The sequence below is a fragment of the Caballeronia sp. RCC_10 genome (genome assembly GCF_041360715.1).
GTDB classification, from domain to species: Bacteria; Pseudomonadota; Gammaproteobacteria; order Burkholderiales; family Burkholderiaceae; genus Caballeronia; species Caballeronia grimmiae.
Genome location: NZ_JBFUPT010000015.1, coordinates 82773 through 97438, shown reverse-complemented (window position 1 = coordinate 97438; position 14666 = coordinate 82773). Strand labels below are relative to the sequence as shown.

At 67.5% G+C, this 14666-nt stretch carries 10 protein-coding genes; all 10 read right to left on the bottom strand.

The genetic code is table 11. The features are described 5' to 3' along the window. Nucleotides 1-22: 22 nt before the first annotated feature. From tssL to tssC, 10 genes are read right to left on the bottom strand one after another with little or no spacing between them, the layout of a single operon-like run. Nucleotides 23-1348, bottom strand: coding sequence for a type VI secretion system protein TssL, long form (gene tssL / locus AB6804_RS23125; RefSeq protein ID WP_370888453.1), 1326 nt, complete (start codon nt 1346-1348; stop codon nt 23-25). 41 nt (nt 1349-1389) lie between these two features. Then, nucleotides 1390-2751: a type VI secretion system baseplate subunit TssK gene (tssK, locus tag AB6804_RS23120; RefSeq protein WP_370888452.1), complete on the bottom strand. Its 1362-nt coding sequence runs from the start codon at nt 2749-2751 to the stop codon at nt 1390-1392. An 11-nt stretch (nt 2752-2762) separates the two neighbouring features. Next, the gene (gene tagH, locus AB6804_RS23115; RefSeq protein ID WP_370888451.1) at nt 2763-4532 is read right to left on the bottom strand and encodes a type VI secretion system-associated FHA domain protein TagH; all 1770 of its coding nucleotides are present in this window, start codon (nt 4530-4532) and stop codon (nt 2763-2765) included. Nucleotides 4533-4582: 50 nt separating this feature from the next. Beyond that, nucleotides 4583-6586 (bottom strand): type VI secretion system Vgr family protein, encoded by a 2004-nt coding sequence (locus AB6804_RS23110; protein ID WP_370888450.1) that lies wholly within the window; start codon nt 6584-6586, stop codon nt 4583-4585. 21 nt (nt 6587-6607) lie between these two features. Beyond that, nucleotides 6608-6997, bottom strand: a complete 390-nt coding sequence (locus tag AB6804_RS23105; RefSeq protein WP_370888449.1) for a DUF4280 domain-containing protein — start codon at nt 6995-6997, stop codon at nt 6608-6610. Between the two features lie 23 nt (nt 6998-7020). After that, on the bottom strand, nt 7021-9672 hold the full coding sequence (gene tssH, locus AB6804_RS23100; protein ID WP_370888448.1) for a type VI secretion system ATPase TssH: 2652 nt from the start codon (nt 9670-9672) through the stop codon (nt 7021-7023). Continuing rightward, entirely contained in the window at nt 9665-10708 is a 1044-nt protein-coding gene (tssG, locus tag AB6804_RS23095; protein ID WP_370888447.1) for a type VI secretion system baseplate subunit TssG, read from the bottom strand. The genes tssH and tssG overlap by 8 nt, the downstream gene beginning before the upstream one ends. Beyond that, the gene (gene tssF / locus AB6804_RS23090; protein WP_370888446.1) at nt 10693-12588 is read right to left on the bottom strand and encodes a type VI secretion system baseplate subunit TssF; all 1896 of its coding nucleotides are present in this window, start codon (nt 12586-12588) and stop codon (nt 10693-10695) included. The genes tssG and tssF overlap by 16 nt, the downstream gene beginning before the upstream one ends. After that, the gene (gene tssE / locus AB6804_RS23085; RefSeq protein WP_370888445.1) at nt 12585-13124 is read right to left on the bottom strand and encodes a type VI secretion system baseplate subunit TssE; all 540 of its coding nucleotides are present in this window, start codon (nt 13122-13124) and stop codon (nt 12585-12587) included. The genes tssF and tssE overlap by 4 nt, the downstream gene beginning before the upstream one ends. 29 nt (nt 13125-13153) lie before the next feature. After that, nucleotides 13154-14662: a type VI secretion system contractile sheath large subunit gene (gene tssC, locus AB6804_RS23080; protein ID WP_370888444.1), complete on the bottom strand. Its 1509-nt coding sequence runs from the start codon at nt 14660-14662 to the stop codon at nt 13154-13156. Nucleotides 14663-14666: the final 4 nt, after the last annotated feature.

The window sequence follows — 14666 nt, the reverse complement described above, 5'->3', positions numbered from 1 at the left end:
TCCTTCGATGCATTTCGATGTGTCACGACGACGCGCCCGGCGCGAGCAGCGTGATCTCGACGCGGCGATTCTTCGCCCGCCCCGCCGGCGTGTCGTTGGACGCGAGCGGCTCAACGTCGCCGCGGCCTTCGGCGCTGAAGCGCGCGGGCGTGCCGGTGAGCGCGGCGAGCATCGCCCGCACGCTGTCGGCGCGCGCCTGCGACAGATGCCAGTTCGACGGATAGCGCGCGGACACGAGGCGCTGGTCGTCGGTATGTCCGGTGACGACGACGTTGCCCGGCACGCGCCTCATCGCATCCGCGATGCGCCCGATCAGCGCTTCGTACGCCGGATCGAGCGTCGCACTGCCCGACGCGAAGAGGTTGTCGCCGTTGATCGTCACGATGGAACGGTCGGCGCCTTGTCGCACCGTGACGAGCCCTTGCCGGATCTCGGGCGCAAGGAACGTGGCGAGCGTCGCGGCGGCGGCCGGCATCGGCACGGCGGCGCCGGGCGGTCGCGCCGATGCGGGGCTTGCCGGCGCGGCCACGCGGATGCGGTTCATCGCTTCGAAGAGCGAGTCGGACGTGCGATTGAGACGCACGGCCAGCGCGACATGCGTGGCAACGACCACGACGCCGCCCAGCGCCACCGACACCCACAGCGGCACGCGCTGCGCAAGCGGCGGCCGCGCGCGCGCAACCGGCGTCCAGTGCGGCGACAATTCCGCTTCGAACGCGCCGCGTTGCGTGCGGACGATGCGCGCCAGCCGCTCGCGCACCGACTCGAGCTGATTGCGCCCGCCGTCGATCAGGCGATAGCGGCCTTCGAAACCGAGCGAGAGAATCACGTACAGCAGTTCGAGCACGTCGATGTTGCGCGCCGGCTCCTGCGCGAGCGTTTGCAGGATCAGAAAGAAGCGCTCGCCGCCCGACGCCTCGTTGTGAAACGTCACGAGCAGGCTGCGGCTTCCCCACACGCCGCTGCCCCACGGCGTGCCGGAAATCACTTCGTCGATGAAGGTGCACAGGCAATAGCGCGCCGCCGCGAGCGGGTCGATGTCGATGGCGCTCGCGCGCGCATCGGCTTCGAACGTGCGGATCATCTGCACGAGCTCCGTGCGCAGCGCTTCGATATCCTGCATCGCCGCGCGCATGCGCAGCGGCAGCGCCAGCTCCAGCAGCGGGTTCGCCGCGCGCACGAGCGGATTCAGCCCGCTCGCGATGGCAAGCACCGGCGTGCGCGTCGGTGGCTGCATGAGGTCGGTCCGATCATCGCCCGGCGGCGCGATTCGGCGTCCGCCGGGCTGCGGAATCAGGATGGTCTCGTCCGGATCGGATGCGGCCAGGGGAAAGGTCTGCGCGTTCACGTTTGAATCCTTTGCGAAGTAAGGGATAGCGGTGCGCGGGTTCATGGGCGGATCGCCCAAAATTCGAGTTCGATGCCCGGAAAATCGCCCGCTACGTGAAGCGCGATGCCGGCGGAACCGGCGAACTGCTTCCACAGATCGCCGCTGCGGTCGAGTTCGAAATACGTGAAGCCGGCATGAAACGGCAATTGCCGCGGCGCGACCGGCAACGCGCGCAAGCCGATGCCCGGCAATTGCAGATTGACGAGATCGCGGATGCGCTCGACCGGGCCGAGCTTTGCCTGCTGCGCGAAGCCATTGAGCAGCGCGGCGGGCGCGAGATCGGCCTTGACCGCGAGCACGAAGCTGGCATTCCGAAACAGATCGCGATCCGGCACGATCGCGACGCGCAGGCCGTACTTGCGCTCTTCCAGCGCGATCGGCACCGCGTGGGGGTCCATCACGGCAGCAAGCGCGGCGCGCAGCGCATCGACGAGCGGCGTGAAGACGCCATCGAGGCGCTCGTGCCGATACGCCGGGAACGGCGCGGGGCGCTTGCCCGGCAAGCTGAAGGTCGCGAGTTCGCCCGCCAGTTGCAGCGCATGCTGATGCAGGTCGTGCGGATGAAGTCCCGTCGTCGACCCGAGCGCCGCAAACAGCGGCTCGGCGCGATTGAGCACCTGGAGCAGCAGGAAGTCCGCGATCTCGGCGGCGCCCGTCGCGGCGGGCTGCGCGAGGCGCGCGGCGAGCGCATCGGCGCGCTGGTGCATCAGGCCGACGAGTTCATCGACGAACGAACACAGACGGCGCGACACGCGATAGTCGAGGCATGGCGGCACATAGGCCGCATCGAGCACGACGCTGCTGTCCGCGCGGCGCTCGACGATGCGCGCGACACCGAGCGCCGTGTGCGCATGCGCGACGTCCTGTTCGAACGCAAGGCGCAGCGACAGTTTGCCGACCTGAACGAGCGCCGCGCCGGTCGCGCCTTCGTTGCTGTCGAGCACTTCGGTTTCCGCGATGCGATGGCGCGCGAAGCCGGATTGATCCGCGTGCGCCGCTGCGCTGCCGGCATCGCCCGTATATGCGGCTTCGGGCACGCCCTGGCGCGCGACGGGCAACGCCAGCACGACAGTCAGATCGCGCGCATCGTCCGGGACCGCGAGCGGCAGCGGCAAATCGTCGTCGGCGGGCAGGCGAAACGGCGTGCCGTCCGGCAGCACGCCCGCGCACGCTGTCAGCACGATGCGGCCGAGCTTCAGTTGTCCGGTATCGATCGAAAGCTCGGAGAAACCATATGCGTAGGGGCGCAGCGCCGCGCAGCGGGCGTCGATCTGGGCGCGCAGGTAGCGGTCGTGCTGTTGCAGATGCTGCGGCTGAAGCAGCATGCCTTCGGACCAGATCACCTTGTTGTGGCGGGACATCGCGGACCTCGTTATGCGTGTGAAGAGCCGTGCGGCGTGCGCGCGGAACATCCGTCCGCGTAGCGCTCGTAGGCATCGTTGAAGGCGCTGCCGCACAGCGCGTGCAGATCGTCGGCGCCGGCGCGCGCGAGTTCGCCGTGAAGCGCGACCAGGCGATCCCACTGTCTCGCCTTGCGGCGGCCCGGAAGCCAGTCGAGCCAGCGGCGGGGCGCGTCTTCCGTGGCGATGGTCGCGGGATCGAAACGGCGAAGCAGATGCTGCATGGCCGCGCGCATGGCCGCGAGCACGGCGAGTTCGTGGCTGCGGATATCGTCGAATGCGCCTTCAAGCGCGGCCTGTTCGCCCAGATACCCCGCGTTCGCGCCGCGCAGCATTTGCGCGAGCGCGGCGTCGCCGTCGGGAAAGAACTTGAGGGGGTTGTTGCCGCGTTGCACGAGCAGTGTCGTGTCGACGCTCATCCCGCGCTTCAGCACCGATCGCGACAGCAGCACGTTCACCGTGCCGCGCACCGCCGTGCGCAGCATCGCCCCGGCGACGTGCGCGAATTCAACGCTGCCGCGTTCGCGCATCACGCTGACGTCGACGCCGAGGCCGTCGAGGAGCGCCATCAGGGTGGGGTCGGGATTCGGGGGCGTGCTCGAAGTATTGGGTGCGCTGGTTGCGTTGACTGGCTTGTGTTCGTGGGCTGAGTCGGGTGGGTTGGCCGCATGCGCCGTGTTCAGAGCGCGGATCGCGTCGGATGCGTTGACTGGGTTGCGTTCGCGGGCCGGCTCCGTTGCGTTGGCTTCATGCGCCTCATCGAGAGCGCGGAAGGCATCGGATGCGTTGGTCGCGTTGAGTGAATGACGGTCGTGGGCCGAGTGGGCTGCGCTGACCGGATGCGCCGCGTTGGGATCGCGGACCGCATCGGATGCGTTGGTCGCGTTGAGTGGATGGCGGTCGTGGGCCGAGTGGGCTGAGCCGAACACGTTGGCCGCGTCCGCTGACTTGGACCCATACACCGCGCTGACCGCATGCGCCGCAACGCGAACGCCTCCCGCGACATCATCGAGCGGATCATAGTCATGCGGAATCCCACCCTCGAACACGGCGGCCGCGGCACCCTGCGGCGCATACGCGAACTGCTCGGGCGATACATGGTCACTCGCCGACCCGGCGAAAGCCGCGCGGCCATCGGCGCGTGGCGGCGGCGTGCGCGCATCGGTGAGCGGCGCACCGAGCGGATCGAAATGCGCGGACGGCAACGGAGCCGCGAAAAGGACCGCCGCGCGTGCGAGTGGATCATCCAAGCGTGCGCGTGTCGTCGATAGAACGCCGCTCGCGAGCAAATCCTGCGCAAAGGCGTTCGCCGTCGCGCGGAAGCCGCCGCTGATCCCATCTGCGCAAGCCACACTTCCGTCCGCCAGCGCATCGTTCGCGAACGCCCGTCCGCGATCATGCACGCCGAGCGGCGCATCGAACGCCGCGCGATCCTGCAACGTCGATACATCCAGCCGATACCCGCCCGCTTCGATGCAATCGCCATCCGCAAGACGCGCGACGCGCCCGCCCGCGAGCGCGCGGCCATTGAGCCGGCTCGCGTTGCTGCCGAGATCCGCGAGCTGCCAGCCGTCCTCGCACCAGTCGATGCGCGCCTGCACACGCGATATCGTCTTCGCCGCATCGGGAAGCACCATCGTGTTGCCGGGACCGCGCCCGATGGTCCCGCCCGCCGTGTCGAACCGGCAGACGAGCGGCGTATCGGGCGCGTCGCCCTGATACGTCCTCACTGCGAGCGTCATGTGCATGGCGTCTCCTGCATGTGCGTGATGACGTGATGACCTGCAAGCATTCATTGGGAACCGTCGTCGGCTTCGCGCGGATCGACAGGCGCATCCGGCGATGCGCTCGCCGCGCCCGCCGCCGCGCCCGCGCCGCCGCAGTTGAGCTGCACGGTCGCGCCGTCGATCGTCACCGGCCCGGCCGCATTGATCGCGATGCCCGACGGTCCGAGCACGATCGTGTTGCCGCCGGCCTTCAGCGTGAGCGTCGCGCCCGCTTCGATGGTCACGTTCGTGCTGCCCTTGATGTCGACGTTAACACCCACCCCCAGCGCAAAATTCCCTGCTGTTTTCAATTGAATGTCGCCGCCGACATCGAGCGAGCATTTCCCGCCGATTCGCCCGCTATGGCTGCCCTTCACCGCGTCGCTGCGATTCCCCCCGCAGCGCGCGAAGTCGTGGCTTTCGACGATCACATGCCGCTCGTGGCCGATGCGCGAGAGCGAATCGTGTCCGGTCCACGTCTCCATGTCGCGTTCGGCGTGGAAGAACATTTGTTCGTCATCCTTCGTATCATCGAACCGCATTTCGTTGAAGCCGTTGCCGCCTTTGGTCGAGCGACTCCTGATGGTCGTTCGCGCCATCTTCTCCGGCAACGCGCAGGGCGTCGTCTGCGCGGCGTTGTACACGCTGCCGATGACAAGCGGTTGATCCGGATCGCCCTCGATGAAATGCACGAGCACTTCCTGACCAATACGCGGCAGAAAGAATGCGCCGAAGCTTTTGCCCGCCCACGGCTGCGCGACGCGCACCCAACACCGTTGCAGCGATTCGCGCGACTCCTGCGCGTCGAGCTGTTCCCAATGGAACTGCACCTTGATGCGGCCGTATTTGTCGGTATGAATCTCCTCGCCAGCGGGACCGACGACGCGCGCCGTCTGCGGCCCCACGATGGTCGCGCGGCGCGTCACGCGCGGCGGACGATAACCCGCGTCTCGCGGCACCGCGCGAAACGCGCAATCGAATACGTGCGGCGGCGCTGTATCGTCGTGCGTGGAAATATAGTCATCCGAATTGATTTCGTAATCCGCCGAGACCACCAGATACTCGCCGTTCTGCTGCACGACCGGATGCCCGGCGAGCTGGAAGAGACTGCCCGGCGCGACGCCTCGCGCGGTCGCGCGACCGCTCACGCAGGCATTGGCCGCCTGATGCGCTTCCGCCCCGACGCGCGCGAGCCGCTCGGCGTCCTCGGCGCACGTGTAGCCGATGCCGTGCTCCTGCATCGTGTAGCGCGCGGCATCGAATGGTTCCGTGCGCCGTGCGCGCGCCACGAGCCCTTGTTGTTCGCTCTGCGACGGCTTCTCGAAATCGTAGTCGTTCACTTCGACGATGCCCGTCTGCACTTCGGCGCCCGCGTGCCACGCATAGATCCATTCGAGTTCGCGCGGCGCGGCTTTCGCGGGGCGAAACGCGAGCGCTCCTTGCGGAATCGCTTCGTGGACCTGACTCGAATCCGTGAGGACCAGCGTGTGCTTGCCGCCGTGATGCCGCAGGTAGTAGTAGATGCCCTCGCGCTCCGCGATCCGGCTCACGAAATCGAAGTCCGTCTCGCGATACTGCGCGCAATGTTCGCGGCTCGGATACGCAGCCGAGCACTTGTTTTCGAAATCGATGTGATAGTCGCCGAGCACTTTCGCGATGATCTCGGGCGTCGTCATCCGATGAAAGAAGCGGCAATGCGACGCGCGCGTGAGCAGCCAGAAACGCGGCCGCACGGTGGCCCGAAACAGCGCGGGACGGTTCGGCTTCGTGCTCGCGGGCCGCGCCAGTTCGAACGCGGTCACGATGCCGTTGAATTCGCGCCGGCCGTTGCCCGGCGTTTCCATCGACAGAGAAAAGTCCTCGCCCAGCACTTTCGCGATGTCGATGTTCGAATCTTCCGCGAGCAGTTCGAGGTCCCAACGGGCGAGGCGCCCCAGCGCTTCGTGGCCGCGCATCCGGTACAGCACGAGCGCATCTGGACCGAGTGCGCTCTTCACGCGGGCAATGCGATGACTGTCGTTGAGCGTCATGGCGGTCTCGTCGAAGGAAGGTCAGGGAAGCTGCGTTTTGCGCGTGGCCGGATCGGCGACCGTCACCACGCCGCCCCAGTTGCACAGGCACTTCGATACGTTGTCGAGCAGAGGCGCATTGCCGAGTTGCACGGTGAGCGCGCCCGCGATCCACGGCGCCTCGGTGAGCGGCACGCACGGCGCGGGCGTCGGCGTGCCGAATGCGGCGGCGGTCGCCGATGCCACGGCGGGATTGGCGGGCGCGCTGCACATGCCGAACGGCATGATGTTCACGAGCGGAACGTGATCCATGATGTTCGCGGCGGGCGGCCCTTCGCACAGCACGCGCTTGTCCGGTAATACGACGAGCGACGACGGCGTCATGCCGAACGAGCATTGAAGCGTCGCGCCCATGCTGACTTGTTGAGGCATTGCTGACTCCTTTAGGTGAGTATCTAGTCGAACTTGTAAGTGAACTCGCCGTCGCACATGCCGATCTCGACTTTCGCGACGCTGCGGCCATCGACGAGACGGCTCAGGAACTCCGTGCTCACGCGCGGCAGCACCGTGTTGGTGAGAATCGCGTCGATCATGCGGCCGCCGCTCGCAAGCTCGGTGCAGCGACGCGCGATTTCGCGGACGACGGCGTCGTCGAAGATGAAGTCCACGCGATAGCGCGCCTCGACGCGCCGCCCGATGCGCGCGAGTTGCAGGCGGATGACGGCATCGAGCATCGCGTCGTCGAGCGGATAGTAGGGAATCACCGCGATGCGTCCGAGCAGCGCGGCCGGGAACGCATCGAGCAGCGGCCCGCGCAGCGCCTCGCCGATCTCCTCGGGCGACGGCGCCTGCCGCGCCTCGCCGCAAAGCCGCGTGATGAGTTCGGTGCCGACGTTCGTCGTGAGCAGGATCAGCGTGTTGCTGAAGTCGATCTCGCGGCCCTCGCCGTCTTCCATGCGGCCCTTGTCGAAGACCTGGAAGAAGAGCTTGTGCACGTCCGGATGCGCCTTCTCGAATTCGTCGAGTAGCACGACGCTGTACGGACGCCGCCGCACCGCCTCGGTCAGCACGCCGCCTTCGCCATAGCCGACGTATCCCGGCGGCGCGCCCTTCAGCAGCGACACCGTGTGCGCCTCCTGATACTCGCTCATGTTCACGGTCACGACGTTCTGCTCGCCGCCATAGAGCGCTTCGGCGAGCGCGAGCGCGGTTTCCGTCTTGCCGACGCCAGAGGTGCCCGCCAGCATGAACACGCCGACCGGCTTCTCCGGATGGTCGAGCCCGGCGCGCGAGGTCTGCACGCGGCGCGCGATCATCTGCATCGCGTGTTGCTGGCCGACGATGCGCCGGTTCAGCGTCGCGGCTAGATCGAGCACGTTCCTGACTTCGTCGCGGACCATGCGGCCAACCGGAATGCCCGTCCAGTCCTGCACGACGGACGCCACCGCGTGCGCATCGACGGCGGGGAGCATGAGCGGCGCTTCGCCCTGTTTCGCGGCGAGTTCGCTCGTCAGTTGACGCAGACCGGCGAGCGCTCCGCTCACTGATTCTCCCGCCGATTCCGCCGACGATTCTCCGCGCTCGCCGATTTCGCGCCGCGCCGCGAGAATGCGCGTCACGAGCGCGCGCTCCGCTTCCCAGCGGGCAGTCAGGTCGGCGAGACACGCCTCTTCGCTGTCTAGCCGCGCGGCGAGTTCGGCGGCGCGCTCATCCGCCTGCTCACACGACGCGACGCCGAGCGCCGCTTCCCGCGCCACGATTTCGCGTTCGAGCCGCCATGCTTCGATGCGGCGCTTCGCATCGTCGATGGCGGGCGGCAATGCCTGCTGGCTCACCGCGACGCGCGCGCAGGCGGTATCGAGCAGGCTCACCGCCTTGTCGGGCAACTGGCGCGCCGGAATGTAGCGATGCGAAAGCTTCACCGCCGCCTCGAGCGCCTCGTCGAGCACCTGCACGCCGTGATGCGCTTCGATCTTGCGCGCGAGGGCGCGCATCATCGCGATGGCGTTCGCCTCGCACGGCTCGGGCACCTTCACCGCCTGAAAGCGCCGCGTGAGCGCCGGATCTTTCTCGATGTGCTTCTTGTATTCCACCCACGTCGTCGCGGCGATCGTGCGCAGCGTGCCTCGCGCGAGCGCGGGCTTGAGCAGGTTGGCCGCGTCGCCGGTGCCGGCCGCGCCGCCCGCGCCGACGAGCGTATGCGCCTCGTCGATGAAAAGAATCACCGGTTCTGCCGACGCCTGCACGTCGTCCATCACCTGCTTCAGGCGATGCTCGAACTCGCCCTTCCCGCTCGCGCCCGCCTGGAGCAGCCCGAGATCGAGCGTGCGCACGACCGCCGTGCGAAGCGCGGGTGGCACGTCGCCCGCGACGATGCGTTGCGCGAATCCTTCCACCACCGCCGTCTTGCCGACGCCCGCCTCGCCGGTGAGGATCGGATTGTTCTGCCGGCGGCGCATCAGGATATCGATGACCTGGCGAATTTCGTTATCGCGCCCGACGATCGGATCCAGCTTGCCTTCGCGGGCCTGCGCGGTGAGATCGACGGTGTAGCGATCGAGCGCGTCGTGCGCGGCGAGCGGCGCGGCGGCATCGGCGGTGCTCTCGCGAGCGGTCTCGTCAACGCCCGCTTCCGGCGATTCGGCGAGCAGCGTGTCGAAGCCCGACGAGAGCGCATCGAAACCGATCTTTTCGAACTGCCGCGAAATGGCGAAGAGCGCGTTGCGAAGGTTCGGCGTGCGCAACATGCCGATGACGAGATGCCCGGTACGGACTTTCGTCGCCTTGAACATCAGCGAGCCGAAGACCCAGCCGCGCTCGACGGCTTCGTCGACCTGCGCGGAAATGTCCGATACGGAACTCGCGCCGCGCGGGAGGCGGTCGAGCGCGGCGGTCAGATCGCGGGCGAGGCGGCTTTCGTCCAGTTCGAAGCGCCGCACGAGCCGTTGCAGGTCGGAATCCGGCGCAAGCAGGATCTGATGCACCCAATGCGCCAGTTCGACATACGGGTTGCCGCGCAGCTTGCAGAACACGGTGCCGTTTTCGATCGCCCGGTACGCGACCGGATGGAGCCTGGCGAACAGCGCCTGACGGCTGATTTCAGTCATGGAACGTCTCCTCGATGTGGTTCGTGCGCGCATCGCGTGCGATCACGACCCGATGGCTGTCATGGACCGGCGTGCCGCTCGTGAGCCACGTCGTCCAGCCGAGGCGCGCGCCGCCCTTCGGCTGGCCGGCGCGGCTCGAAAGGCGAAGCGCGGGAACCTCGTCGCGCTTCAGGTGCAGCGCGACATCCCAGTCGAGCGGATCGCGCACGTAGTTGCGGACCCAGTCGCGCAGTTTTGCGAGGCTGGCGCCGCCCGGCAGGAAGCGCACGAAGTCCGCGAGCGAAAGCGGGCCGAGTGCGATGCGGAACTTGTGCTGGCAGTCCCACACGCGCGTGCCGGCCACCGCCGATACACCGAGCCGCGCGCCGCCGAGCCGCGCGAGCGAATCGTCGGGCAGCGCGATCCAGTGGCCGCGCCACGGCTCGACGCAAACGGGCACGCCAAAAAAGCGCGCGAGAATCAGCCGCAGGCCGCTCGCGTGGCGCGTCGGCGAGGCGAGCACGCCCGCAAAATGGCGCTTGGCGGCGTCGGGCACGGCGTCGCGGCCGTGCATAGCCGGCGCGCCGAGACCCGCGAAGCTGCCGATGTAGTCCGCGAAGCGGTCCTCGTGCGGACGATCCGCGCTCACCACGGGCTGCGCATCGGCCCACGCGCGATAGAACAGCGACAGCATCCGGTGATGGAACACATCGAGAAAGCGCGCGAGCGTCGGATCGTTCGCGTTGCGGGCGCGCTCGCGGACATACGCGGTGAGATGCGTCGGCAGCGGGCCGTTCGGGCCGAGCAGGCCCAGAAAATTCACCGCGAGGCGTCCCGGCTCGCCGCCCTCGCCCGCCGTGTAGCCGCCGAGCGTCGTCGGATGAAAAACCAGTTCCGGCTCTTGCGACAGCCGCACGGCATCGTCGCGCGCGCTCGCCGAACGCCCGAGGCGCGGACGCTGTGCGTGCATCTGTTCGACGAGACGCAGCGCCTGGAAGAAGTCGAAGCGGCGGGCGTCGCGCGTGAGCACATCGTCGAGCGTCAGAGCGTCGGGCATCGTCCGCTCCTTTCCGGCCAGCGCATGATGGAACCGCGCGCGAGCGTCGCAACGACGGTTTCAGCAAACGAATTGATCGACACGTACTGCGAGAGGAACTGCGCGAGCACCGCGCCGAGCAGAAACGCGCTCGCGCCTTCGAACGCGGCGTCGTCGAAGTGAAGCGTGACGGCGAGACCGCGCCCGAAGACGATCGGCCCCGGCGACGGCAGGCGGCGCACGACCGGCTCCGACGACACCGAACGCAAGCCCTCGACCTGCCGCAGCGCCGCCGCATCGTCGGCCGGGCAATACAGCGCGAGCATCTCGCGAAGCGCACGCGCGCCTTGCTGCGCGTCGTGATCGACGAGCGACGCATAGTTGAGCGACAGATGATCGACGAGCCGCCACGCCGCCGCACCCTGCGCGAAGGAGGGCAGCGGCCGGCTCGGACCGGCGACGCATCGGACAGCGCTCACGGGAGCTTCGGCATCGAGCGTGAAATCGGTCGTGCCCGCGCCGAGCGGCATCGACAGCGGCAGGTCGCGATTCGTACACCACGCGGTGATGCCGAGCTGGCGCAAGTCGTCGTCGAGCGGCGCGCTCGTGGCCTCGACGAGCGCGATGAACGCCTCGCTGCCGAGATAGCCGCTGCGCGCGCCGTCGCGCTGCTGCCGCACCGACGCGCGCCGCGCCTCGCGGCGCAACTGATAGAACGCGCCGCCTTCGCCCGGCGCATCGACATCCTTCGCGCAGTGGAAGGGCCGAAACGACCGCTGCGCCTGCGCGCCCGAACCGTAGCCGGTCACGTCCTCGATATGATGAATCTCGTAGTCCATCGGCCGCGTCCGATCGACGACGACGTGATGCTCGAACTCCGTATGCGACAGCGTGATACGGTCCGCGCGACGCCGGAACAGGTTGATCGCCGGCGTGCAATTGAGCGCGAAGTGAGAGGCATCGACAGCACGTTCGAGCGACGCATCGGCCTGATCGAGCAACACGACGATCTCCACTTCGCGCTCGCGGCAATGGCGCAATGCGTCGCGCAGTCCCGCGATCTCGACGAACAAGAAACGCGGCGCGAACGCGAAATACTCCTGCAACAGCCGGTAGCCATCGAACGATTGCTGGCCGACCGGCAGCAGCGCCTCGTCCTCCGCGAAACCGCGCGCGCGCAGCGCGGTCTTCGGCAGCACGGCGAGCGTCGTATCGGCGGCGCCGCCTTTGCCCGGCTGCACGATCGCCACGCCCGCGCAACTCGCGAGCAGCCGTTCGTGGATGCGCAGCGCGAGGCCGTCCGGACCACGCAGATGCAGCGCGAGACGATCGAGCGCGAGGCGGTCGAAACCGAGCGCGCCGGTCCCGCGCAGCCGCAGCCGCAGCGCCGCCCTCACCGTCGTTTTCATACCCGGCGATATGACGGACGCCGAAGCACCGTGCGTCACGAACTTCGCGTGCGCGATTTCGATCGGCCACAGCGTGACGGCGTGCGCGGTGCGGTATTCGCAGCGCGTCGACGCGGACTTGTCGAGCATGCCGCGCAGCATCGTGTGACGCGGCACCACGACGCCATCGACGCTCGCCGCGAGTTGCGGATTGGCGTGATCCGCGACGAGCTGAACGACGGCCATCGACGGCGTCGGCGCGAGATAGTGCGGAAACGTCATCTCCAGCAAATGCTGGGTGAAGCGTGGAAACTCCGCCTCCAGCTTCATCTGCACGCGCGCCGCGAGAAAGCTGAAGCCTTCGAGCAGCCGTTCGACATACGGGTCCGCGCATTCGAGACCGTCGAGCGCGAGCCGCCCCGCGACTTTCGGAAACGCCGCGGCAAATTCCCCGCCCATTTCCCGCAGATGCCGCAACTCCTGACTGTAGTACTGGAGGAACGCCGGGTTCATGCTGGCAACTCCGCAGATTGAGCGTGACGCGTGGACGAGGCATCGGCGATACGCACTTCGCCCGCTTCGAGGTCGAGTTCGGTACGCAGGTGCAGCCGTTCCGGGTAGGGGCGCGACCACATCTGCGCTTCGATCTCGAAGCAGATGACGTGGCCGCGCGCCGCGCCTTTTTCATCGTTGATGGCGGTGACGCGCACCGATTCGCGCGCGAGCCTCGGCTCAAATGCCCACAGCGCGTCGCGTATCAGACGTTCCACCGCGCCGGGCGTGAGCGTGGCCACGCTGCATCCCGCGAGATCGGGCAGCCCGTAGTTGAGCACGGACGTCGCGACGTGGGGATAGGCCGCCGCGTCGTCGCCGGCGGCGAGACCGCTCGCGTTCAGCAGCCAGCCGATATCACGTTGCACGCTGTCGCGCAGCGCTCGCGACGACATCACGCGACGCTCGCGCGGCTCGTGACGCGCGTGCGGTTCATGATCGGTCAGCCGGTCCAGCAACGACGGCTGCAAGCGGTCACGGGCGGTCGGTTCGGGCATGGCGTGTTCTCCCCGGTGCAGGTGCGATGTCACGCGGTCTTCGCCGTCGGCAGCTTCGAGACGAGCCGCAGCGATACCGTCAGTCCTTCGAGCTGGTAATGCGGGCGCAGGAAGAACTTCGACACGTAGTAGCCCGGATTGCCCTCCGCTTCCTCGACGACGACCTGCGCATCCGCGAGCGGCTTGCGCGCCTTCGTGTCGTCGGACGAGTGCGCGGGATCACCGTCGACGTACTGCAGAATCCAGTTCTGCAGCCAGCGCTCCATGTCGTCGCGCTCCCTGAACGAGCCGAGTTTGTCGCGCACGATGCACTTCAGATAGTGCGCGAAGCGCGAGCACGCGAAGAGATACGGCAGGCGCGCGGCGAGATTCGCGTTCGCGGTCGCGTCGGCGTCTTCGTATTCGGCGGGCTTGTGCAGCGATTGCGCGCCGATGAACGCGGCGAAGTCGGAGTTCTTCTTGTGCACGAGCGGCATGAAACCGCTCTTCGCGAGCTCGGCCTCGCGCCGGTCGCTGATGGCGATCTCGGTCGGACACTTCATGTCGACGCCGCCATCGTCCGTGGGAAACGCATGCACGGGCAGTCCTTCGACCGCGCCGCCCGATTCCACGCCGCGAATGCGCGAGCACCAGCCGAAGGTCTTGAACGAGCGCGTGATGTTCGCAGCCATCGCATACGATGCATTTGCCCACACGTAATGGCTGCTGTTGGCGCCGGCGGTGTCTTCCTCGAAGTCGAATGCTTCCACCGGGTCCGTTTTCGCGCCATACGGTGCGCGTGCGAGAAAGCGCGGCATCGCGAGACCGATGTAGCGCGAGTCCTCCGAATCGCGCAGCGAGCGCCACGCGGCGTGTTCGGGCGTCTGGAAGATCTTGGTCAGATCGCGCGGATTGGCCAGTTCCTGCCACGACTCCATCAGGAGCGCCGCCGGGTCCGCGCCCGCGATGAACGGCGCGTGCGACGCCGCCGCGATCTTCGCCATCTGCGTGAGCAGATCCACATCGGGGCCGCTGTGATCGAAGTAATAGTCCGCCACCAGCGCGCCGTACGGTTCGCCGCCGAACTGGCCGTACTCCTCTTCGTAGAGCTTCTTGAAGAGCGGGCTCTGGTCCCACGCGAGCCCGCGATACTTCTTCAGCGTCTTGTGCAGTTCCGGCTTCGAAATGTTCAGCACGCGGATCTTGAGCGATTCGTCCGTCTCCGTGTTGTTCACGAGGTAATGCAGGCCGCGCCATGCGCTTTCGACCTTTTGGAAAGGCTCGCTATGCAGGATCAGATTGATCTGCGCAGTAAGCGTCTGGTCGATCTGCGCGATGAGCGCCTCGATGGTCGCGAGGACATCGCCCGAAATGACCTGCGTATCGCGCAACGCCTGTTCGGCGAGCGTGCGCACGGCGTTCTCGACGGCCTCGCGCGCACGCTCGGACTTCGGCTTGAATTCCTTTTGCAGGAGCGCGGAGAAATCGCTGACTTCGGGCGCGGCCTGTGCGAACGCGACGTCCGTGGCGGCCTGCCGGGCAAGGTTGAGATCGTTCATCGCG

What these genes read in the sequence shown, in the direction of transcription:
- tssK (WP_370888452.1), bottom strand. Translation starts at nt 2,751, where the DNA reads ATGTCCCGCCACAACAAGGTGATCTGGTCCGAAGGCATGCTGCTTCAG.
- tagH (WP_370888451.1), bottom strand. Translation starts at nt 4,532, where the DNA reads ATGACGCTCGCAGTGAGGACGTATCAGGGCGACGCGCCCGATACGCCG.
- AB6804_RS23110 (WP_370888450.1), bottom strand. Translation starts at nt 6,586, where the DNA reads ATGACGCTCAACGACAGTCATCGCATTGCCCGCGTGAAGAGCGCACTC.
- AB6804_RS23105 (WP_370888449.1), bottom strand. Translation starts at nt 6,997, where the DNA reads ATGCCTCAACAAGTCAGCATGGGCGCGACGCTTCAATGCTCGTTCGGC.
- tssH (WP_370888448.1), bottom strand. Translation starts at nt 9,672, where the DNA reads ATGACTGAAATCAGCCGTCAGGCGCTGTTCGCCAGGCTCCATCCGGTC.
- tssG (WP_370888447.1), bottom strand. Translation starts at nt 10,708, where the DNA reads ATGCCCGACGCTCTGACGCTCGACGATGTGCTCACGCGCGACGCCCGC.
- tssF (WP_370888446.1), bottom strand. Translation starts at nt 12,588, where the DNA reads ATGAACCCGGCGTTCCTCCAGTACTACAGTCAGGAGTTGCGGCATCTG.
- tssE (WP_370888445.1), bottom strand. Translation starts at nt 13,124, where the DNA reads ATGCCCGAACCGACCGCCCGTGACCGCTTGCAGCCGTCGTTGCTGGAC.
- tssC (WP_370888444.1), bottom strand. Translation starts at nt 14,662, where the DNA reads ATGAACGATCTCAACCTTGCCCGGCAGGCCGCCACGGACGTCGCGTTC.